The following is a 20,629-nucleotide window of genomic DNA, read 5'->3' as shown; positions in this document are numbered from 1 at the left end:
ATATCTACTTCCTTCCTGAAGTCTTTTTATATAAGTGTCGATTTCGTGGTGAATGAAGCAGCAGTCTTCTCGGAAGCAGAAAAATAGAATCACGTACTCTTTTAAGATCTAGCGGAGCTAACGAGTCTAAATACGGTTCTCCTAAAGAGCGCAAGGTAGCCAGATGGAGATAAATTAGAATAAAACCGACCATGATGCCAAGTCCTCCGAATGTTGCCGCGAGAATCATTAAGGGAAACCGTAAAATCCGCAGCGCAATTGCCATATTGTATTGAGGTAGCGCAAATGAGGCAATGCCTGTCAAAGCGACGACAATGACCATGACCGGAGAGGCAATCTGCGATTGAATAGCAGCTTGTCCAATGACCAATGCCCCAACGATACTGACGGCCGACCCAATCGGTCTGGGTAAGCGTATGCCCGCCTCTCTCAATAGCTCAAAGAAAAACTCCATGATCAAAGCTTCAACCATAGCCGGAAAGGGGATTCCTTCGCGTGTGTTTAGAATGGCAAGCAGCAGAACCGTGGGAATTAGTTCGGAATGGAAGTTGGATAAGGCAATATAGGTACTGGGTAACAGCAGGGCGATGATGAAGGCAGCGACCCTAATCATTCTTATCAATGATGAAAAAATGGTCCGGTAGTAATAATCTTCGCTATTCGTAAAAAACTCCATGAAATTCCCGGGACAGATCAGAATGGAAGGACTTCCGTTAACCATAGCAATAATCTTTCCGTCTAGCAGTGCTGTTATAGCTGTATCCGGTCGTTCTGTATAGCGGACTTGTGGAAATGGTGAGTAGAGCGAATCACCGATCCACTCTTCGAGATAGGAGACGTCAAGAATTTCTTCCTGATCAATACTTGCTATCCGTTGTTTGAATTGATTTAATGTTTCTGGTTTGACTACTCCATCCAGATAACCATAGGACAACGTTCTTTGAACCTGCTTACCAGAGGTAAAAAACTCGAACTTAAGATTAGTAGATTTCAGCAAACTACGAATAACACCTACATTACGCTCTAAGCTTTCTATAAAGCTGACGTGGGGACCTTGAACAGTAGGCTCTGAAATGGGCTCAGAGGTTTGGCGCTGTTCTACATCAAAGGCATAATAGGCAACGGCTTTTTGCCAACCTGTAAAGAAAAGGACAACTTTCCCATCAAGAATCCCCTTAATGGCTTGACCGATATTGTCCATTAATTCAAGCAGCGGTGATGAAACACCATTTTTTTCAAAATAGGAGATGACATCTTCAACGGTCACGTCCAAGGTGGGACCCAGCTCATGCGGAACTAAATTCTGCAAGACATCTTTAAAATAATTTGTAGGGTCAGACTTAGTAAGTGTATTGAAATAGACGGATGAGGCTTCATACTTAAGATCCGGGCCATAATGCCATGGAATAACCTTTAGGTCCGAACAATTCGCAAAACAATTATTAATAATCTGTAAGTTGTCTTCGAGAGACGCAGAGATAGCATGGGAAAAAAGATCCTTCATTGAAAGCTCATTTTCGGCTTCCAATTGAGGGTGCACCTTAGGATTAGACGGAGGTGTCTTGGCGTTAAAAAATTTCCGCATGCAATTCTCCTTAAATAAATGAGATGTTAAGTGATTTTTATCTTCTCCCTTATTTAGGAATTTATTCGGAAGATAGAGATAGATCAAATTTTTCGTAAAAAGAACAATTGGAACTGGCTCAGAGAAGAGATGCGATGTTATAATGAACATAATTTTTTCCAGGAGGTGCTCCTTGTGACCCATTCCATTCGTTTATGGTAATCAGTGGTGCAAGACAAGTGGACTCATTCATTTTTTTGAGATATGGAAATGAGTTTATTTGTGATGTGCCTGTTTCAGTGTGCCTATGCTCATGGAATGAGTTTATTTAAGTTTTTAATCAAAGGAGATGACCTTATGCAAATACAATGGAAAAAAGCCTTCGCCCTTATTTTTAGCGGACAGATTTTCTCGATTCTCACGAGTTCGATGGTTCAATTCGCGGTGATCTGGCACTTGACGGAATCGACAGGGTCAGCGGCAGTTTTGATGATTGCTGGGTTGGCAGCGTTTTTGCCGCAAGCGGTCTTGGGTCCTTTTGTAGGGGTCTGGCTGGACCGTTGGAATCGTAAAATAACGATGATTATTGCTGATAGCGCAATTGCGCTCTTCAGTCTGATATTAGGTATTTATTTCATGTGGGGGGAACCGGGACTTGGCTTTGTGTATGTCATTCTGAGCCTGCGTTCGGCGGCATCAGCCTTTCATGCTCCGGCATTTCAGGCGGCTGTTCCGTTGATTGCTCCTGAAGAAGAATTGACAAGAGTCGCGGGCTGGCAGCAGATGGTGTTCTCTTTCTCGAATGTAATGGGTCCTGCACTTGGGATAGCGGTTTACTTGGCAACTTCGCTCGGGGCAGTATTACTACTCGATGTGGCCGGGGCTTTGATTGCGAATCTGATGCTGTTCATGGTGAAGATCCATCAGCCTAAAGTGCAGTCTTCAGCTGCGCCGTCTTTCGTTCAAGAATTCCGTTTGGGTTGGAACGCACTCATTCAAGCGAAACCCATTGTGTTGATTACGGGGGCTACTGCGGTGTTTAGTATCGCATTTATGCCCTTGGCGACACTGTTTCCTTATATGACATTGTCTCATTTTGGCCGTGGAGGATACAGTGCCAGCCTGGTGGAAGCGGTGTTCAGCATCGGGATGATTTTAGGCGGTCTGCTATTGTCGATGTTCTCATCTAAATGGAGCGACATTAGCTACATGAGCGTAGGTCTGCTAGTCATCGGTCTTACCTGTGTGATCAGTGGTTTGATTGGACCGAATGCATTTGTGATTTTTGCCATTCTCTCGTTCTTGATGGGCAGTGCGGCACCCTTCTTCAATGGTCCCTTCATGGCGATGATCCAACGTTCTTTTGAACCCGAGATGCTTGGGCGTGTCATTTCACTCGTGACCAGCATTATGATGTTGTCTTCGCCAATTGGGCTGCTGTTGGCAGGACCTGTGGTGGATCGATACGGTGTGCAGCTATGGTTCCTCGGTTCAGGAATTGTGGTGATGCTGACCGCTCTGTTTATTTTCATCCAGTTTCGGCGGCTGGCGTCCGCTCTTCCGTTGAATTGACTAGGATAGAAACTTCCCTGTAAAAAAGAGTTTATAGGCCGGTCCGAGAGGATCGGCTTTTTGGCGGTTCTTCATATTTTTTCAAATTATAATATGATAGAATTACGTTCACTTGGAGGGATACATAATATGAATCTTCACATTGCAATCTGTGACGATCAGAGGCAAGATGCCTCGCGATTGGAAGAATTACTCATGAAGCAGATAACTAGCCTGCAAGGGATGACTGCCTCTATTGAGATTTTTGAATCAGGCCAAACCCTGCTTCCGGCAATGACGACTACCGCATACGATATAGTTTATCTGGATATGGAGATGCCCGAGTATAACGGTATAGAAGTCGCAGAGAAGATCCGGCTCAAAGATGCCAGGGTATTAATTATCTATGTCACCAGCCATACAAGTTATATGAGAAGAAGCTTTGCGGTTCATCCCTTTCGTTATTTACTGAAACCCATTGATGAACATGAACTGCAGACCGCCACAGTCAAAGCCATTCAGCAATGCATGCAAAGAAACAACGTGCTGTCATTCTCAATCCATCATATGAGCTATAATTTAAGGGTAGATGATATTATGTATATCACGGTAGAACGAGGCAAAAAATTGGTCCTTTGTACTGAACAAGGGACTTACTCGTATTATGGCAAACTGAGAGAGTTGGAAGGACAGCTGGGATCACATGATTTTTGTCGCGTACATACGGGATTCCTAGTAAATTGGCTGTATGTTCGTTCTTTAAGCAAAGAACTTATTCAGCTGAAGAACGGGGTGGAGCTTCCCGTCAGCCGCAGTAGAAGCTCTGATTCTTTACGGTCCTACCATGCCTTTATAGAAAAGAGGCTCTTAAGATAAATGTCTTTCATCCGGGAGATTAGTCCTTACTTTTTTGGTGTATTTATGCTCGTCCTTATATATGTCCCGCAAGGGGTCACATTTTATATTTTTCTCAAGAAATTCCTGATCCTGAGCAGGAGCAAACAGTCATTTATAGGTTGTCTTATTATCTTTTATATAATTAAATCGCTTACCGCTGCTAGCTTACCTCTAGTTGATTCGGTCATCCTTCACCTGCTTGTGTATAGTCTGATTACCATTATTTATTTCCGCGGCAGTGTGCTACAAAAGCAGTTCTTTAGCAGTTTCTATACAGTGTTTACGGTGGTTATTGAGATGCTGGTATGGTCTGGGATTCAGCATATCCCACTCAATGCCGAGGGAATAGATACAGTTAATTTCTGGTGGTTATCTTTTGCTTTCCTATTTGTTGTTTTGCTAAGCATCATGTTATGTCTGCTATTGCTGCGGTTGTTCAAAGTGGATACCACAACGTTACTGTCGAATCAGGATTGGGCTGTGCTGAATCTTGTTTCTGCGGGTTCTTTGCTTATTATTATTGTGAATCTGAGAAATTCCAGTGATAAACCTTTTGATATTCCGTTTGATTTTGTATTCATCCTGCTTGGGATTCTTGTAATTAATGTGGCTGTAATGTTTATATATCAAAAGTTAATGAAACGGATGCAAATAGAATTGCATAATCATGTGCTTCAGCAGCAAGTGAAGGATTACACGAGTAAACTGAAAGATAATCAGGAAGCACAGCGTTTGCGGCATGATCTGAACCATGTGTTGATCCTTATTCATTCTCTGCTGGATGAAGGAGCTGTACAAGAAGCCAAGCGATATATTGCGGAGCTTGCTTCGACACAGGAGGCAGGAGAAAAGTATATTTCTTCTGGAAATATAGCTATTGATGCCATCTATAATGAGAAGTTCGCCAAAGCCGAGCTACATCAAGTTACAATGAAATCTCATTTTCGCATCCCGCAGGACCTGTCACTTGCAGGCAAAGAGGTTGAAATTGCAATTATTTTAGGCAATGCATTAGATAATGCAATCGAAGGGGTTCAGAGATTACCAGAGTCAGAGCAGAATGTTATTGAGCTGGAAGTGATTTATTGCGACGGGTTATTGGTGATTTCTTTAAAGAATCCTGCATCTCTGCTTACAGAGGACGGGCAGGGCTCTTTTTTGTCCAGCAAGCGGAACTTTGGGCGTAGAGGGTTCGGAATCGAAAGCATTGAGTATGCGGTTCAACAGCTTCAAGGAAGCGTCAGTTTCAGATATGAGAATGGGCAGTTCATGATGTTGGCGGTATTACCACTGCCTGAGTTGCAATCCGCAACCAACTACTCCACCTAACCTGCAAGTTACGGTCTCTTCCCGCTGGTAAGCAGCGGTCCATGATATATTGAGGCTGTTCTTATTAAAGGGAGGGTATTCCATTGACATTGTCATTGCTCATCAGTGCAGTCCTTCAGCTCATCTTATTCAGCATCATTCCCTATACATACTGGTTTTTTACAAGCAGAACAACTTCATCCTTTGCCATGTGGATTGGCTGGAAGAAACCCCAATTGGTTTCTAGGAAGCAGTTCATACTATGGTTTATACTTACCATGACTATATTCACCAGCCTGGGAATGCTTACAGCAATCTATATGCTGGATAAGAATACTTTGGCCAGCTCACAGTTTTATGGTACAGGTCTTAAAGGTTTGATTCCGGCATTGATTTATTCTTGGTTACAGACTAGCTTGTCCGAAGAGATTCTGTTCCGCGGCTTCATTGGTAAACGGTTAAGTTCGAAATTCGGATTCGGAATTGGAAACTGTGCTCAAGCTTTATTATTTGGTGTCGTACATGCTGTGCTGTTATACAGCAGTTCCGGATTATTGAATTCTGCTGTTGTAATGATTCTTACAGGTTTTGTGGGTTGGAGCATCGGAATGTTGGATGAGAAATTATCCGGCGGTTCGATCATTCCAGGTTGGGTTCTGCACGGGCTGACTAATCTGATTTCCACCATTTTTATGATGTATCAATGGATGTAGCAATCAAAGTTTTTAGAGAGTACATTTTAAAAATATGGTAAACTAAAAAAGTCTTAAATTATAAGATTAAAGTTTATATACCATTTTTATTGGGAGGTAGATATTATGAAAAACAATGTCAGCTTGCAAAATGATATGGGGATAACGTTTAACTGATCAAGCGTTGACGTTTCCCCACCATTCGAAAGGGGAAAAACATTTGAATCAGGTATTATTAATCATCGATGCACAACAAGAATTAATGGATGGAAACGAAAAGGAAAGTGCAGTATTCAATAAAGAGCAGCTTATCCGGAATATTAATAAAGTGATTGAACAAGCAAAAGAAGCCGATGTCGAAGTTGTGTTCGTTAGGGATCTAGATGTCGCTGAAGGAACAGGTACAGGCTTTCAAGTTCACAATGAAATCAACAGGTCTGCAAATGCCAAAATCTTTGATAAGCTGGCAACGAATTCTTTTCACGGAACTGAGCTGCTACAATATCTGAAAGATCAGCAGATTGAGCATGTGGTGATTATGGGATGTAAAACTCAACACTGCATCGATACTGCGGTTCGGACGGCTACGGTTAGCGGCATGGATGTTACATTGGTCGGAGATGGTCATTCTACAACGGACAATGATGTTTTAAGTGCAGAACAAATCATCAAGCATCACAATAAAACATTACATGGGCACTACAATGTCGAACATTTTTCTATGGTCAGAAGTTCCGAAGAAGATTTGTTTCGCCCAACGCATGACTCTTATAGATAATAATTCAGTGGCGGCACTTAAATGTGCCGCTTTTTGCTGTTTTGCATTATCTCTGATTTTCGTCACCTATACTGATAGACATATTCGCCTAAACCATTCCCATCCCATCTTTATGGGATTGTTCTTGCAAGGGATCTACTTATAATTGTTAGTAATTCTTAAACAATATGAGTAGGGACGGGATCAACATGATGGCAGCAAAAGATATAGAGTTTAAAAGCACACACGGGCAGCGGCTGGGAATGATGGCGGCTATTTGTATGGGGGCGTTTATTTCCCATTTTACAGCTGGAATTGTGAATGTGTCGCTTCCTTTTATTGTGAATTATTTTCAGACAGAGCTTGGGAAGGGATTATGGATCACAACAGGTTATCTGCTAGTGATTACGGCTCTTCTTCCTATTATGGGGAAACTAGGCGACCGTTATGGTTTTCGCCGGATTCACAATCTTGGATTTGTGATTTTTACTGTGGGTTCTATCCTGGTCGCTTTTTCACCTAATCTGCCAATATTGCTAACGCTCAGAGTTGTACAGGGAGTAGGAGCTGCGATGTTCCAAGCAACTAATATTGCACTCATCACCATTCATATGCCGAAAGAGCAAAGAGGTCGTGCTCTCGGAATTTTAAGTACAGCTGTCGCGCTGGGCGGGATGACGGGACCTATAGCGGGAGGTTTGATTGCAGAGTGGCTGAGCTGGAAATGGTTATTTTTAATCCATGTTCCTGTGGCGATTGTGGCTACAATTATGGCATATCGGTACATCCCGAACCGTGTGCAAGAGCGCAAGCCGGGTGCTATCAGCTTCGTGGGGGCCAGCTTGTTTATGGCATTCATCACCTTGGTCCTTCTCGTAATAACAAATGGGAGCAAATGGGGCTGGGTGTCCGTGTGGACAATGACAAGTTTGGTGGGGGTTTCCTTGTTGTTGATTACTTTTCTATTCTGGGAGCGGAAGCAAAAGACTCCTTTTCTACCCTTACAAGCATTGAAAATTCCAACTGTAGCGGGAGGCTTGATCGTTAGCTGTGCCTCTTTTATTTTATCTAACACATTGCTTGTCCTCATTCCATTTTATTTGATGGGGGTGTCGGCTCCGTTCTCGTCATCTACGACAGGATATATTATGGCGGCTTATCCCATTGCCTTGGCGTTTGCAGGCCCTCTCGCAGGCTACTGCTCCGACCGTTATGGCTCTCATCGTCTGATGCTTATGGGACTGAGCTGCATGGGAAGCGGGTTTATCTTGTTACTGGTGTATTTAGATCATATACCGATTTATGGAATCGCGGCGATTCTATCTCTTATTGGCCTTGGTATGGGGCTCATTGCCTCTCCTAATAATAGCTTCATTATGCAGCAGACACCTCGGGAACACGTGGGTTCGATTGGCGGATTAATTGCTTTAACAAGAAATGCGGGTATGGTCTTTGGCTCAGCACTTGGACTTGGTGTGATGAGTGGAGAGACAGGACAAGGGAGTCAGTTGCAGGCGTTCAAATTGGTTTTTGAGATTAATATTTTCATTTGTTTAAGCGTTATTGTATTAATGGTTGTTATAAATAGAAGGACATTTAAATCTGCTTGATCTAAAAAAATGTGTGTGTAATCACAACTCAAGCTTTGGTGTTCTGTTACGTTGGAAGTAACGAATGATTATCTAGATATGGAGGATAACAATATGTTTTGTTACCAATGTGAACAGACACCGAATGGCGGATGCACCGTTGTAGGGGTATGTGGCAAAAATGAAACCATTGCGAGTTTGCAGGATACGATGATTTTTGCATTAAAAGGAATTGCAGCGTATGCGACACATGCCCGGCAGCTAGGATATAGCGATCCCGAGGTGGATCGTATCACCCACGAAGCTTTGTATATGACGTTGACCAATTCCAACTTTAATACACAGGAACATTTGGAGATGGCGATGAAGGTCGGGGATGCGGCGGTTCGCATCATGGATGTACTGGATCGTGCGCATACGGACCGCTTTGGTATTCCGCAACCGATCACAGTCAGTCAGAACAAAATTGAAGGTCAATGTATTGTTGTAACAGGACATAATTTATATGCGCTGGAGGAATTACTGCGGCAGACAGAGGGGAAAGGCATCAACATTTATACCCACTCAGAAATGCTGCCTGCGCATGGATATCCTGCACTCAAAAAGTATAAACATCTGAAAGGCAACATCGGCAAAGCATGGTATGATCAGCGTAGATTGTTCGAGCAGTTTCCCGGTGCAATTCTTGCTACCACAAACTGTGTAATGCCGATTAAAGGCACGTATGCAGACCGCTTTTTCTCATATGAAGTAGCGGGGCTGGAAGGTGTAGAGAAAATAACGGGCGACGATTTCTCCCCATTAATTAATCGTGCGTTGTCCCTACCTGCGGCTGATGTAGAGTCAGATCTGGTACTTACGACCGGATATCATCATGAAACTGTAATCGGGTTAGCACCAGAGATCATTCAAGCTGTCAAAGACGGGCATATCCGCCGGTTTTTCGTCATTGCTGGCTGTGATGCGCCAGGTACTGGCGGGAATTACTACCGTGAGTTGGCGACTTCCTTACCGAACGATACTGTCATTTTAACGACTTCTTGCGGAAAGTTCCGCTTTAATGACGTAGATTATGGCACCGTTGGAGACACCGGTATTCCACGTTACATTGACCTTGGGCAATGTAATAATTCCGGTTCTACAGTGAAGATTGCCATGGCTCTGGCTGAGGCATTTGAGTGTACGGTGAACGAACTGCCTGTCAGCATCGTGCTATCTTGGTTTGAGCAAAAAGCAGTAGCCATTCTGCTAGGCTTGTTCAGTCTCGGCATTCAGGACATTCGCATCGGACCAAAGCTACCCGAGTTCATTTCACCAGGTGTACTGGATGTTCTGGTAGAGCTTTTTGGATTGAAGCTAATTACTACTGCTGAAGAAGATATGAACGCGATGTTGGCGTTGTCGTAGAGTAAAAATCAAAGGTTGCCGCCCATAAGGGATTGGCAGCCTTTTTTTGATAGGGGATTTAGGTGATACATCATTGTCGAAGCATAGCGATCCGTAATGGATGGTCATGCTTCTTAACTTGCCATTACAAGATGAGCTTATCGCGTGCTCGCCACATAATTATAGAGGGTATCTCTCAACTCGAACTCGTACGTCAAACCATTAACAATCCCCACAACATGATCGTTATCATACAGGTCAAGCATGAATCCAGCCATTTCCTTCGCGGTATGATATTTCGGCACAGTCCCATGATATTCGAATTCGGGGACATCGAAAGAAAGCTTCGCGAATTCTGTTTCTGTTGCGGCAGGTGCTAGCACTTTAGCCTGCATAAGTGCACCTTGACTCTTCAACTCATGAGAGAGTCCTTCAGTAAAGGCACTCACATAGAACTTAGTCGCACAGTACGTAATGGCATTTCCCACAATCGTATAGCCGCCACCGGATGAAACGTTGATTAATTGTGTTCCTTCAACATTGGAATAATCACGAACGAATAGAGAGGAAAGGATCGTCAACGATTCAATGTTCAGATGCAGCATTGCAGAAATTTTATCTAAATCTTGCTTGGCCACTGAAGCGAAATTTCCAAACCCCGCATTGTTGATCCAAGTTTCGATTTCGAACCCTTGTAGATCCTCATAAAGCTTATAAGCATTACTAGAAACGGATAAGTCAGTTACTCGAATAACGACATCTACATCGGGGGAGTTATGATTGATTTCAGATTTTAGCTCCTCCAGTTGCTCCCTTCTGCGGGCTGTAACAATTAAGTTTTTACCGCGAGCCGCAAAGGCTAGAGCGGTTTCAAAACCTATACCTGAACTGGCGCCTGTAATTACAGTATATTTCATGTGAATTCCTCCGTTTTTACAAGAATATTTAGTATTTCAACAACGATGTAATCATAAAGCTTAGAGTTTACTCTAAGTCAAATATTTTTTATAATTATGGGGACTCTTAAAATCAACATAGATTCGGGGGCTTGTATGTATACGATCAGCGATGTAGCCAAATTACTAGGGATTACCGCATATACACTGAGATATTATGAAAAGGAAAAAATTATTGCTCCGATGCGGAATGCGAATGGAGAAAGAATATATGATGACTCCAATCTTGCTTGGCTGCGATTTGTGATGAGGTTGAAACAAACCCAAATGCCGATCTCACAAATTAGAGAATATGCGCAGTTATATTTAGAAGGAGAGCATACGGCCCAAGCCCGCTTGAACCTTCTTGAGAATCATAGTAACTCTATACAGAGCCAAATCAGAAACTTAACAGCCACAGAGAAGATGTTGAAAGACAAAATTGCAGCCTACAAAAATTCCCTTGCGAAAGAGACAGGCATTTACTAAGCAGGCGACATAAAAGTATGCCAATGATTACGATAATTGTGAGATCAAAAAAAGGGCCCTCACGATTCATTGATAGACGCTAGTTCCGCACGTATGTTTGCGGATCAGCGTCTTTTGCTTTTGGGCTAGACTCCGGCAAAATAGCCGTATGCCTCGCTATTCGCATCCTCGTCTCATTCGGCAACACCTTATTGACAGCGCTAGACGTATTCGTTATTGTGTTTAGAAACATGATTCAATTGAGAATGATTATCTCTTGAGAATTTAAAGGGAGTTTGCGAATCAGTTATGGATGTTCTGAAACTTATACAAATATGGAACCAGGTGATTATGAGTGTGCTGGACGTACGGCTAAAGCAGGCCGGAATCGACAACGATTTGAATCAATACCGTTTGCCGGCAAGCGCATTTTTATTCGCTTTTCAAGGACAAGGCGAGTTGTGGGTTGACGATGAGGTATGGCTGTGCGATCGTTTCCATGTACTGCACGCCAGCAAAGGCTCTCTGGTGACGGTTCGGAGCCGAGAAGCGCTGAATGTATATATCGTACTCTACAAAGCGTTTCTCCCCGCTTCGGCTTCGCGCGAATTTCATATGATGATGGAGGAATCCGACCCGTTTCTGGAAAGCTGGGGGTTCCCGCCTGGCGAACCGCTGGCCATGCTTGAGCTGCTTCAAACGATACGCGACGGTTGGCTTAAATCTGACGACGGATTAACCCGGCTGTCGGCCAAGGGAGACTTTATCCGCTTCGTTCACGCTGTCCTGAGGGAGCGTCTGTTCGGAGCCGGCGAGCCATCTTTATCGGAGCAAGTTATTCGACATTTGTCCAGGAATTATCGCCAGCTGATCTCGTTTGAGGAGCTTGCTCGGCAATTGAATTACAGCCAACAATATATATCGCGAAAATTTAAAGAACAGACAGGGCTCAGTCCGCTGGACTACGTCATTCGTTTCCGAATGGAAGATGCGAAGGCTCTGCTGGCCGGTACGATAGCAACACAACAGGAAATAGCATCACATGTCGGTTATCCGGACCTCATTTATTTCAGCCGCATGTTCAAAAAGCATGCCGGCATGACGCCAGGTCAATATCGTAAACGATACGGCCAGTTCGTTTCAGATTATGCAAGGAATAGGTCACAATCGTCCGTTGTTCTAAGCCGGTCATTAAGCTATCCTTTTTATGTGAGTGATATTGATTATCAATTTCAACAGGATGGGGCGAATAAAATGACTAGAGCAACCCGAAGTTTTTATGCAGTGATGCTGTTATGTTTGACCGTGATGTTAACAGCTTGTGGTGGGTCGGTGAACAACGGAGGTGCAACGAACAGCCAGGTTGCCGTCAGCGCTTCTCCAACCATGATTACTCAAGAGTCAGAGGTTTTGGCATCTTCTGAGATCAAGGTAGTCAAGACCGCTTTCGGCGATGTCGAAGTTCCTGCACACCCTCAGCGCGTAGCGGCAATTTCTTATCTCGGCACCGTACTTGCTCTGGAAGTCCAGCCGATCGCAGCCGAATCGTTCTTGATGTCGAGTCCTTATCTCGAGGGAATGCTGGACGTCGTGACGGATGTAGGCGACTCGTTAGAGAAGCTGCTGGAACTCAATCCGGATTTAATCATAACGCATAATCCACAGCCTGAGGTAGTCGAGAAATATCAGATGATCGCACCTACGGTATCGGTTCCTTACAATCAGTTTGTATCCATTCAGGAAGAAATGCTGTATTTTGGCGAGTTGCTGGATAGACGTGAGGAAGCGGAGAAATGGAACGAACAATTCGAGAAGGAAATTGCAGACATTCGGGAGAAAGTCCAACAAGCCGTTCCCGAAGGAGAGACGCTTTCGATTATGCAAGAGTACGATGGAAACGTGAGCCTTTTTGGTCCGAAATCGGGACGAGGCGGCCGGCTGATGTATGAAATAATGGGGCTGAAGCCGCCGACGACGGTTCCAGAATTTATGCTGAAGGAATCCTACTATGAATTTTCGCTGGAGAAACTTTCGGAGTACATGGGTGATTATTTGATTCTGACGACGGAAGCCAGCTTGGAATCGCTGCAGGCTGATCCAATCTGGGGGTCGCTAGAGCCGATTCGCAACAATCGGGTATTTTTATGGACGGAGAACCAATCCTGGTACCGCGACCCAATCGCCGTGAAAAGACAAATCAACGATTTGACCGACTGGATCATCGAGGCAGCGAGTCGGTAACTGCCTAGAGTAAGGATTGATCGAACGGTAATATAAAATCAGAACTTGCCGTTACAGCCAGAGCGCTGATCCTTACCATAAGTGACGACGAAAAAATTTTGTTTTGGAAAGATGAAGAGTGTTGTGGGGGTGCGGAATAGCTCGACAGAGGGTGTCCTAAACGTCATAAAATGGCAGAGGGATACCCTCCTTTTTTTAAGAGCGGAGTGGGGAAGGGACTAGAGATTGTGCTGAACGGTCAAGTTTATAATTCTTTTTGTGCAAAGGTTATTTCTAAAATCCAGGTGAAAAGTAGGTAGACTCAGGACAAGCGATCACTATAATGGAAATATGAGACATTCATAGACCCGATCAATAGGATATAAATAAGAATCCGGCTGATTAAAAAAGCGATTAGAGGAGGCCATTTCGTGGGAAGATCATTCGCAAATTTGCATATCAAGTCGAACAACCTTGAGAAGACTGTCGAAGCATTAAGAGAGCTAAGCGAAGCGCATGCCAAAGTATTAGGCAAGAAAAATCATGAAGCTCCAGAGAACAAGGTTGTAATGTATGTAAGCAAAAGCAACGAAAACTGGATCAGCGTGCTCCACGATTATTTTGTATGGGGTACGGTGAAGAAGGCCGGTAAAACGTTGTCCCAGCTTACCGGGGAGCCAGTGATGACCGCCGGATATATGAATGAGGAGATATTCGAGTTGTCGTTGTTCGAGAATGGAGACATTCAAGCCGAAAAGATCTTTTGTGAGCAGTGGACGAGGGATGAATATGAACTACTCCGGGAAGAGCGTCTCAATGATGATTACTTGCGAAAAGCGTTGGATATCCGTAATGAGGATTTTGACGGCTTCATTGGCATTACGAGTCCGGGACAAGCCGTAGATAAGCTGTCAGAAATCGTAAGCATGTCTTTATGGAGTGACTGGGAGTGGATCCCGTACGAAGAAGCTCTCAAAAATCGATTTGTGAAATATGAATTTTGAAAATACACGAGTAAATGGCTAAGGACCTCTGAGATGACATTTTAATACATGGCGGTGAGCGAAAAGAAATGGATAAATTAAAGAACAGCGGATTTTATAAACTTAGATTCTTCATCAGGCCGGAAGAGTTTGAAAGCGTTTTGAAGCGTTTTGAACATAAGCAAGCGCAATTTCATCTAACCAATTATGCCCAGACAGAGCATGATCTGAAACAGGTGTATGAAGCATATCAGACCTTTTATCATTATTTTACGGCAGAGAAAAAAAGGAATGAGGGTCCCCCTTTCTTTGTTTATTCCATTTCTGTTACGTCTGATAATGAAAGCTCCGGATTTTTCGCGAGAAATGAGAGTGTCTATTTTCCATATTACGGACAATGGGCAGAGGATGAACTGCCGTGTATCTTGCTATCATTTCCTAAAGGCTTTCAAATAGATTTGGAAGATGAAAAAGGGAAGTATTATATCTATGAGGATATTCGGGATCATAAGCCGTTAACATATACGTTTTTCGATGAAATAACGGGTGCTATTAAAAAAATGACAAAGCCGCTTCGCTTCTCGGCGCATGATGCAGATGCTATGAAGGAGCAAAAGCCTTCTGTGCGTATAAGCCATGGTGCGATTCACGATTTGAGCAAATCGTGGATTTTCAATAAATATGGGCTTGTGATGGGTGGCAAATAGTTCAGGGCAAATTACACCGAGGCATTGGCCAAGCTGGAGAATTCAAAAATTGGGATTGATATGTTGCACTCTCTAAAATTTCAGTATTATCTTAGATAAAAAAGCTGCTCAACCTGCAATATTTTAAAGAATTCTCTTATCTGGAAGAGTTGCATGTTGGGGGCAGCAGGAGGAGTATTTATGTACATCGTATCTCGGCCAAAACCGCTGTCTGATGGTCAAAACCAAGCACTTGCAAAGGAAGACGCCACTGTTTATCCACCGGGCTACCTCCGGTTTTTGCGGCGATTCGGCGAAGGGACTTACAGAGGGTGGCTGAATGTTCAGTTTCCGGATGCGGAGGTGCTTAAATCTTTTGCAGAGTACGGATTATGGGAGCATGACGAGAATAGCCCCATTACTGAACAACAGATCGGTGAGTGTATCGTTATAGGTACAACGGTGGACGGTGATTTTCTGGCAATACATCCCCAGACAACTGGGCTGCTTTGGCTACCTCGGCATGCGGAGCACGTAAAGGCGATTTCCCTGCAGGCAGGGGAGCAGGAAAACGAAGGGTTGTACGCCTTGGTGCTGGACGAAATTTATCGTCAGGTGTATGGAATCAGTCAAGGGGAGAGCGTCTATTATGAACCGTGGACGGGCACTCGCAGCCATCGCTTTTTGCGTTTGCCACAAGGGCAGGACCAGCTTACGCTACCCGAACTGGCTGGATTGTGCCAACATGAATTCCCACCGGATTTGTTTATTGAGAATGCCTATGTTTGTTTCCTGTTCTATCGGCAGCTGGGAGGCTATGTACGGTTGAATTATGCCTACCAGCAAGAGGTGGCCATCTTCTATGAACAGGATATGGGGCAGGCGTTTGCCGTAATGGAGCAGTGGCTCTTGTCGAAAGGCTGCGAAGCGATTTCAGAAAATAACAGCTAATCTGGGTGCTCCGTAAGTCTGGGAGAGGGAGGTATGCATGAAACTAGTTTTTACTTTGGATACACATGGAACGTGTGTGGGTCAATTGAGAGATGAACTGCTGCCCTTAGAGGAATTAGCAAATACATGGGAGTTTCCCTATGATATCTTTTTTGTGTTGCGTGTTTTACCTGAAGGTTATGGTCGAAAAACATCCAGACGGTTTGATAGCAGGGATCATACCCTCGAATTAGATATCAGCATAAGTTATGAACAGTACCAACGGATGTCCAAGCATGAGCAACGTGAGGGATTAGGTATTCACCTTTTTAACTATTTGTCAGAGTCAGTTGCTAAATATAATAAGCATGCAGTTAAGGAAAACCAAAATCAACTACTGGACCTAGTGAAAAAATGGATGCTCGAAAACAATTGGCTAAATGGAAAGTTAAATCAAGCACGGGACCTACTTTCGCAAGACATGGATCTTTATGAAGTCAGCCAGAAATTGCAGATGCCATTAGAAGAGATTGAGTATATCCTTCTCCGTATGAATGACTATGAGCCAACTGATGTTCATCCTGATAACCTTGTAGTAGAAAAAGCACCGCCATATCATTTCTAGAAGGCTGGAGCAAATAGAAGACATCCTGCCTGAACGGATCCACTAACGGAAAGGAGGAAGCCGATGCAAGAAATAGAGAGGCTGGCGATAGAGATCGCCGATGCTGCTAGAACGTCTTTTCGCGCTCTTTTTGAAAATGGCGAACGTTACTATTACTGTACCCTTTACACTACTGGTGAGGGACATGCGCCAAGTATCTCCGCCTGGTCGTGGGAAGCTTTGGAGGTAGAAGCAGCCAGGCAAGGCGTCGAAAGTGACACACCGGCATCGACGATTGCGGAACTTATCAAATGGTCTTATGCGGATTCGCCCTATTGTTGTTTCGGCGATGAGAACTTTGATAATGTTAAACAACGATTTACCGATCGTTCTTTCATTGCGGTTCTTGAGGATGACGAAGGGAATCGCGAGTTTGATTTGAGGCTGAAGGCCATGGAGCTGGCGATGAAAATACTCGATGATGAAGGTGTGTTTGCCTTGAATCAACTGCGAGAGTCAGTATGCGTCCTTGTCGAAGTCATGCCTCCGGATGAGATCAATACTGAAATCGCCCTCCGTTTGAATCGGGCAGAATCTCCAGCTATGCAAGTATGGTTGGCGGAAGCGGCGGAGTAGAAGCCTCCGCTTTCGGAAATCGTCTACTATATTCGGATTTAAAATGAGAGGAAAATAATTTATGAGCAATCTTTTCAGATTCATTCCTATTAGCCAACTAGCAGATAAATTTCCCGAAGGATCTTGGTGGGCGAAGTTTTACCAAGATTTTAGTGACGAGCAACTTGCCGCTTACTATGAAGGGGATTTGACGCTGCCTTCTCTTAATCTAGATTGGGAGCAACCTTTCCCGCAACAAAAAGAGGTAATCATCATTTTTATAGAAGGAAATTTTACTGTAGACAATCTTTATAATAAAGAAACGGATGGTGCCATAGGGCTTTTGGTGACCGGTAATATGAGTGCGAAAAATATAGCTGTAGGCGGTCAGGAAATTTATGTTTCGGGCAACCTGATGATTGAGGAAATATTATGCGGCTCCTACAATCATGGGGAAACGATTGTTAAAGGTGATCTCAGCGCTGCGGTTTTGGTTCAGGATGACGAGTACAGTTTCAAAGTGGACGGACATAAATCGATCGCCTGCTTAGTAAATGTGTGGGAGGGGGACGGCGTATTTCAGGAGCTTCCGGTAGACATTCATGAAGTGTTGATTGATGAAGTTTTTTTGGATATGGAAGAGGATGAGGAGGACTTTTCCTTTGGCACACTGGTGAACGTAATTAAAGAAGGCCGTTCTGCTCTAAAAAAAATAAAGGAATCCCCCACTAGCAAGAAAGCTATTCATTTATATTTCACCCATAACACAATCAATGAAGAAAATATATTGAAGTTGACGCAGTGTATTTTAATGCCAAGTGACAAGCCTTCTTTTAATTTTCGGGAGCAAGACGTTTTTTTCAAAGTTCAACTGGAGCATATTGATGCTGACGGGGATGAGCGGGATCTTAGCGTTTATATGAATGATAACCGGCATCACTATTATATTTGGCTGGAGCAAGATCATTCTGTCGGTTTGTTGAAGAGAACCATAGAAGAAGGGTCTGAGTGGGAGGACATTACAGAAGAGTCTCAGGAACAACTAGCAGAGATTAGCGATTGCTGGACGATGTTGCTGACCTGCGTTAATATGGCTGAGCTTTATTTACGAAACATTGAGGTACAGTATGTGCAAGACATTTTGCAACACACTGTAATTCGGGAATTATATTCGGAAGTGGAGGAGAATGGCGGGTTCTGGGACGGCTCTAAATGTTACAGCTTCCGTCAAACGCATACGGACGAGGACGGAGACCTTCTACATGGTCGAATTGAAATCAGGACTCCAGATGAAGCGTATTATTTTTATACAGTGGACAATGGAACTTATGTTTCCCGGCATTATCAGCCGCCCGATCAATATGGCAAGCAGGACATGTCCTATTTGGATCTTAGGCGCTGGGAAGCATCAGAGCGGTATTTTACAAGATTCAAACAATTTATTACTGAGAAGATAGAGTCAGGTGTGAATGGTTAGATCTTGATATGCATTAGAGGAAAGGATGATAGAAATGCCAAATGATAGCCAAGCTGGTCCTTCAGCTGGTTCTGTTAGAGAAGTTGGTAGTTATCCTATCAACCTGACAGGTCCACGTAGTCATACTCTTGTCCTTAAGCCCGGTGTGGGCAGTCTATCCATGGGTCCGTCGCAATTGGGGAAAAAGGTTGACCTTCATGTCGCGTCTGATGCGCCTATCGATTGGACCGTATTCGATGTCTTTGCCACACCGGCTGGCTCTCCCTGGCCGCGATTTCTGCATTATACAGGCAGTGATTCAAGCTTCTTTGACTGGGCACAGAAACGTCCCATTGAAGAGATGACATGGACTCCGATCCTGTCTGCAGACACGGTGGCGGACGCCAGTCAGTCCAATTTGCATGGCTTGCATGTCGAGTTGGAACCATCCGGGAGGTCCCTTAGCCTAATACTTCCGAAGCAGCCTTTCCGCCTGAGTGTGTCCGGCGATCTATCACGCTTCTCGGCCACAGGCGATATGCCATCTTCTCTTACACTAGCACCGCGCACCGGCCGACGTAAGAATGATCCCCCTTTTTTGCTGCCCGATATGGGGGAGCTGCACCAGGTAACGAGTTTGACGCTACATAACGCACCGCTGGGACAGCCCATCTCGCTAGAGTGTCTAAACCGGTACCCAAACCTTAAATCACTGAGTTTGTGGGGAAACTTCTGCGACCTGAATTTATTAGCTCATCATACCCAGTTAACGAATCTGGAGCTGCGCTTCATGCCTGATCTGGGGGACTTGCCGACCTTGAACGCGTGGCCGTTGCTTGACAGATTCATCGCCTACAATGTCGAAGAAAGCGCTGGCAAGCGTATAAAAAAGCAAATGAAAACTCGCGCTGAAACCCGTCCTTGGACCGACCATGCTTCAGTGAGCCAATTACGAAAGCCAGAGTGGTGGACGACCGAGTTTGGCCGCCCATTCTCCTCCTGGGCTAAACGTCTAGCCAAGCTGGCTAATGAAGCTTACAACGTTGCACAGGTAACCTTGTCCGAAGCCCGTAGCTTTGCTGAAGCCGAGGCCGCCATTACCGCTTTCACCGTGCGCTTCAACAATCTTAAGGGCATCGAAACCACCGAACGAGAAGACCTTGGTGAAGCGGTATGGCAACTTAGCCAGTCTGACCACCTGATTGGCCAGCCTATCACAGAGGAGATGGCTCAACGCTGGTTCGATGCAGCGCGCGATTACTAAATGAATTGAAAATCACACCCCTAGAATAGAAATCGGAATGACCCAGAGGTTTGTCCAATGTCTATTCTAAGGGGTGCACTTCACTATACTGACGGGGTTTTGTTATACGATCATCCCCATTTCTCGGAGTCTATCTTTAATTTTCTTTAAACGAGCTTCTTTTTCGGTGTCTTCAGTTAATACCTCTACAGATGTTTCGTTATACTTCTTAATGATCCTCTTTAAAGTTAATTCTTTCATTTCCTTTTTACTGTGGATGGTAACATGAGGGACAGCTGTATAGGTTTCTATAGTCTTGGGATCTGCAGAAATTCGTTCTAGTAAACTAAGTAGAAGCACCAGTCTTTGCTGGCCCAACCTCGGAACTTGGTATAGTTTTTTCCATGTGGAATTGAATAGATGTTCAAGATCTGTATATCCCTTCGAGTATAGAGCATTTATGAGGCCTGTTAAATTTGGACCCCGTTCTTCTGCATGCGCCACAGCAACAATACAAGCAATATTCTTAGAATAAAGATGCGCCGGAAGTGGAAAAAAATGTATTAATGCAGCATTTCCGTCGATGATGTCAATCATGATGATATACCTCCATTAAAATATGTGTTCACTATACACGTTTAGTATTCTGGCAAGGTCTGAGTCAGCAGGGTGAATTTTCCTGACTTGTCCAATCGATTGATACACTCTGCATTATTAAACCCCAAGCTACTGATCATTTTCTGAA

At 44.1% G+C, this 20,629-nt stretch carries 19 protein-coding genes; 16 read left to right on the top strand and 3 right to left on the bottom strand.

The annotated features are described in order from the left end of the window. Positions 1 to 4 precede the first annotated feature (4 nt). Complete coding sequence (locus MHB37_RS20310; RefSeq protein WP_256717179.1) at positions 5 to 1,585, bottom strand: spore germination protein; 1,581 nt, start codon at positions 1,583 to 1,585, stop codon at positions 5 to 7. A gap of 336 nt (positions 1,586 to 1,921) precedes the next feature. Here MHB37_RS20310 and MHB37_RS20305 point away from each other — a divergent pair, with 336 nt between their 5' ends. The 7 genes from MHB37_RS20305 (at position 1,922) to hcp (ending at position 9,765) form a co-directional block, all read left to right on the top strand. Continuing rightward, complete coding sequence (locus MHB37_RS20305; RefSeq protein ID WP_405168422.1) at positions 1,922 to 3,136, top strand: MFS transporter; 1,215 nt, start codon at positions 1,922 to 1,924, stop codon at positions 3,134 to 3,136. A gap of 129 nt (positions 3,137 to 3,265) precedes the next feature. Continuing rightward, complete coding sequence (locus tag MHB37_RS20300; protein WP_405168421.1) at positions 3,266 to 3,991, top strand: LytR/AlgR family response regulator transcription factor; 726 nt, start codon at positions 3,266 to 3,268, stop codon at positions 3,989 to 3,991. Next, positions 3,992 to 5,341 (top strand): GHKL domain-containing protein, encoded by a 1,350-nt coding sequence (locus MHB37_RS20295; RefSeq protein WP_405168420.1) that lies wholly within the window; start codon positions 3,992 to 3,994, stop codon positions 5,339 to 5,341. It begins immediately after the preceding gene. Positions 5,342 to 5,424: 83 nt separating this feature from the next. Then, positions 5,425 to 6,033 carry a CPBP family intramembrane glutamic endopeptidase gene (locus tag MHB37_RS20290; RefSeq protein ID WP_339281169.1) on the top strand — a complete coding sequence of 203 codons (609 nt, stop codon included), beginning with the start codon at positions 5,425 to 5,427 and terminating at the stop codon, positions 6,031 to 6,033. Positions 6,034 to 6,232: 199 nt separating this feature from the next. Continuing rightward, a complete protein-coding gene (locus MHB37_RS20285; RefSeq protein WP_076127240.1) occupies positions 6,233 to 6,790 on the top strand; it encodes a cysteine hydrolase family protein in 558 nt (185 codons plus the stop codon). Positions 6,791 to 6,978: 188 nt separating this feature from the next. After that, positions 6,979 to 8,379, top strand: a complete 1,401-nt coding sequence (locus MHB37_RS20280; RefSeq protein ID WP_339244078.1) for an MFS transporter — start codon at positions 6,979 to 6,981, stop codon at positions 8,377 to 8,379. 93 nt (positions 8,380 to 8,472) lie between these two features. After that, on the top strand, positions 8,473 to 9,765 hold the full coding sequence (gene hcp / locus MHB37_RS20275; protein WP_405168419.1) for a hydroxylamine reductase: 1,293 nt from the start codon (positions 8,473 to 8,475) through the stop codon (positions 9,763 to 9,765). Positions 9,766 to 9,902: 137 nt separating this feature from the next. Here hcp and MHB37_RS20270 read toward each other — a convergent pair whose 3' ends face one another. Then, on the bottom strand, positions 9,903 to 10,661 hold the full coding sequence (locus MHB37_RS20270; protein ID WP_076276148.1) for an SDR family oxidoreductase: 759 nt from the start codon (positions 10,659 to 10,661) through the stop codon (positions 9,903 to 9,905). A gap of 135 nt (positions 10,662 to 10,796) precedes the next feature. On the opposite strand from MHB37_RS20270, the gene MHB37_RS20265 reads away from it, so the two are divergent. The 9 genes from MHB37_RS20265 (at position 10,797) to MHB37_RS20225 (ending at position 19,905) form a co-directional block, all read left to right on the top strand. Then, positions 10,797 to 11,168, top strand: a complete 372-nt coding sequence (locus tag MHB37_RS20265) for a MerR family transcriptional regulator (RefSeq protein WP_076182898.1) — start codon at positions 10,797 to 10,799, stop codon at positions 11,166 to 11,168. 288 nt (positions 11,169 to 11,456) lie between these two features. Next, positions 11,457 to 13,388, top strand: a complete 1,932-nt coding sequence (locus MHB37_RS20260) for an AraC family transcriptional regulator (protein ID WP_405168418.1) — start codon at positions 11,457 to 11,459, stop codon at positions 13,386 to 13,388. 410 nt (positions 13,389 to 13,798) lie between these two features. Beyond that, entirely contained in the window at positions 13,799 to 14,371 is a 573-nt protein-coding gene (locus MHB37_RS20255; RefSeq protein WP_405168417.1) for a hypothetical protein, read from the top strand. A 68-nt stretch (positions 14,372 to 14,439) separates the two neighbouring features. Further along, entirely contained in the window at positions 14,440 to 15,057 is a 618-nt protein-coding gene (locus tag MHB37_RS20250) for a hypothetical protein (RefSeq protein WP_076304557.1), read from the top strand. Between the two features lie 180 nt (positions 15,058 to 15,237). After that, a complete protein-coding gene (locus MHB37_RS20245) occupies positions 15,238 to 15,987 on the top strand; it encodes a hypothetical protein (RefSeq protein ID WP_405168416.1) in 750 nt (249 codons plus the stop codon). 37 nt (positions 15,988 to 16,024) lie between these two features. Then, the gene (locus MHB37_RS20240) at positions 16,025 to 16,591 is read left to right on the top strand and encodes a hypothetical protein (protein ID WP_076127226.1); all 567 of its coding nucleotides are present in this window, start codon (positions 16,025 to 16,027) and stop codon (positions 16,589 to 16,591) included. A 63-nt stretch (positions 16,592 to 16,654) separates the two neighbouring features. Beyond that, entirely contained in the window at positions 16,655 to 17,206 is a 552-nt protein-coding gene (locus MHB37_RS20235; protein ID WP_076301694.1) for a DUF4303 domain-containing protein, read from the top strand. A 61-nt stretch (positions 17,207 to 17,267) separates the two neighbouring features. Next, positions 17,268 to 18,662: a hypothetical protein gene (locus tag MHB37_RS20230; protein WP_405168415.1), complete on the top strand. Its 1,395-nt coding sequence runs from the start codon at positions 17,268 to 17,270 to the stop codon at positions 18,660 to 18,662. A gap of 34 nt (positions 18,663 to 18,696) precedes the next feature. Beyond that, positions 18,697 to 19,905: a hypothetical protein gene (locus tag MHB37_RS20225; RefSeq protein ID WP_405168414.1), complete on the top strand. Its 1,209-nt coding sequence runs from the start codon at positions 18,697 to 18,699 to the stop codon at positions 19,903 to 19,905. Between the two features lie 102 nt (positions 19,906 to 20,007). Here the strand turns inward: MHB37_RS20225 and MHB37_RS20220 are convergent, their stop codons facing one another. Then, on the bottom strand, positions 20,008 to 20,481 hold the full coding sequence (locus tag MHB37_RS20220; protein WP_076127219.1) for a hypothetical protein: 474 nt from the start codon (positions 20,479 to 20,481) through the stop codon (positions 20,008 to 20,010). Between the last annotated feature and the right edge of the window lie 148 nt (positions 20,482 to 20,629).

Origin of the sequence: Paenibacillus sp. FSL H3-0286 (assembly GCF_045040705.1) — a bacterium.
GTDB lineage: Bacteria > Bacillota > Bacilli > Paenibacillales > Paenibacillaceae > Paenibacillus_AQ > Paenibacillus_AQ odorifer.
Note: the sequence above shows the minus strand (reverse complement) of the source record. Positions and strands in the feature narration are given on the sequence as shown.

Bases quoted from the DNA above. Each gene is read 5' to 3' on its own strand.
- MHB37_RS20270 (WP_076276148.1), bottom strand. From the start codon at position 10,661: ATGAAATATACTGTAATTACAGGCGCCAGTTCAGGTATAGGTTTTGAA.
- MHB37_RS20240 (WP_076127226.1), top strand. From the start codon at position 16,025: ATGAAACTAGTTTTTACTTTGGATACACATGGAACGTGTGTGGGTCAA.
- MHB37_RS20310 (WP_256717179.1), bottom strand. From the start codon at position 1,585: ATGCGGAAATTTTTTAACGCCAAGACACCTCCGTCTAATCCTAAGGTG.
- MHB37_RS20225 (WP_405168414.1), top strand. From the start codon at position 18,697: ATGCCAAATGATAGCCAAGCTGGTCCTTCAGCTGGTTCTGTTAGAGAA.
- MHB37_RS20260 (WP_405168418.1), top strand. From the start codon at position 11,457: ATGGATGTTCTGAAACTTATACAAATATGGAACCAGGTGATTATGAGT.
- hcp (WP_405168419.1), top strand. From the start codon at position 8,473: ATGTTTTGTTACCAATGTGAACAGACACCGAATGGCGGATGCACCGTT.
- MHB37_RS20265 (WP_076182898.1), top strand. From the start codon at position 10,797: ATGTATACGATCAGCGATGTAGCCAAATTACTAGGGATTACCGCATAT.
- MHB37_RS20220 (WP_076127219.1), bottom strand. From the start codon at position 20,481: ATGATTGACATCATCGACGGAAATGCTGCATTAATACATTTTTTTCCA.
- MHB37_RS20295 (WP_405168420.1), top strand. From the start codon at position 3,992: ATGTCTTTCATCCGGGAGATTAGTCCTTACTTTTTTGGTGTATTTATG.
- MHB37_RS20230 (WP_405168415.1), top strand. From the start codon at position 17,268: ATGAGCAATCTTTTCAGATTCATTCCTATTAGCCAACTAGCAGATAAA.
- MHB37_RS20300 (WP_405168421.1), top strand. From the start codon at position 3,266: ATGAATCTTCACATTGCAATCTGTGACGATCAGAGGCAAGATGCCTCG.
- MHB37_RS20280 (WP_339244078.1), top strand. From the start codon at position 6,979: ATGATGGCAGCAAAAGATATAGAGTTTAAAAGCACACACGGGCAGCGG.
- MHB37_RS20250 (WP_076304557.1), top strand. From the start codon at position 14,440: ATGGATAAATTAAAGAACAGCGGATTTTATAAACTTAGATTCTTCATC.
- MHB37_RS20235 (WP_076301694.1), top strand. From the start codon at position 16,655: ATGCAAGAAATAGAGAGGCTGGCGATAGAGATCGCCGATGCTGCTAGA.
- MHB37_RS20305 (WP_405168422.1), top strand. From the start codon at position 1,922: ATGCAAATACAATGGAAAAAAGCCTTCGCCCTTATTTTTAGCGGACAG.
- MHB37_RS20245 (WP_405168416.1), top strand. From the start codon at position 15,238: ATGTACATCGTATCTCGGCCAAAACCGCTGTCTGATGGTCAAAACCAA.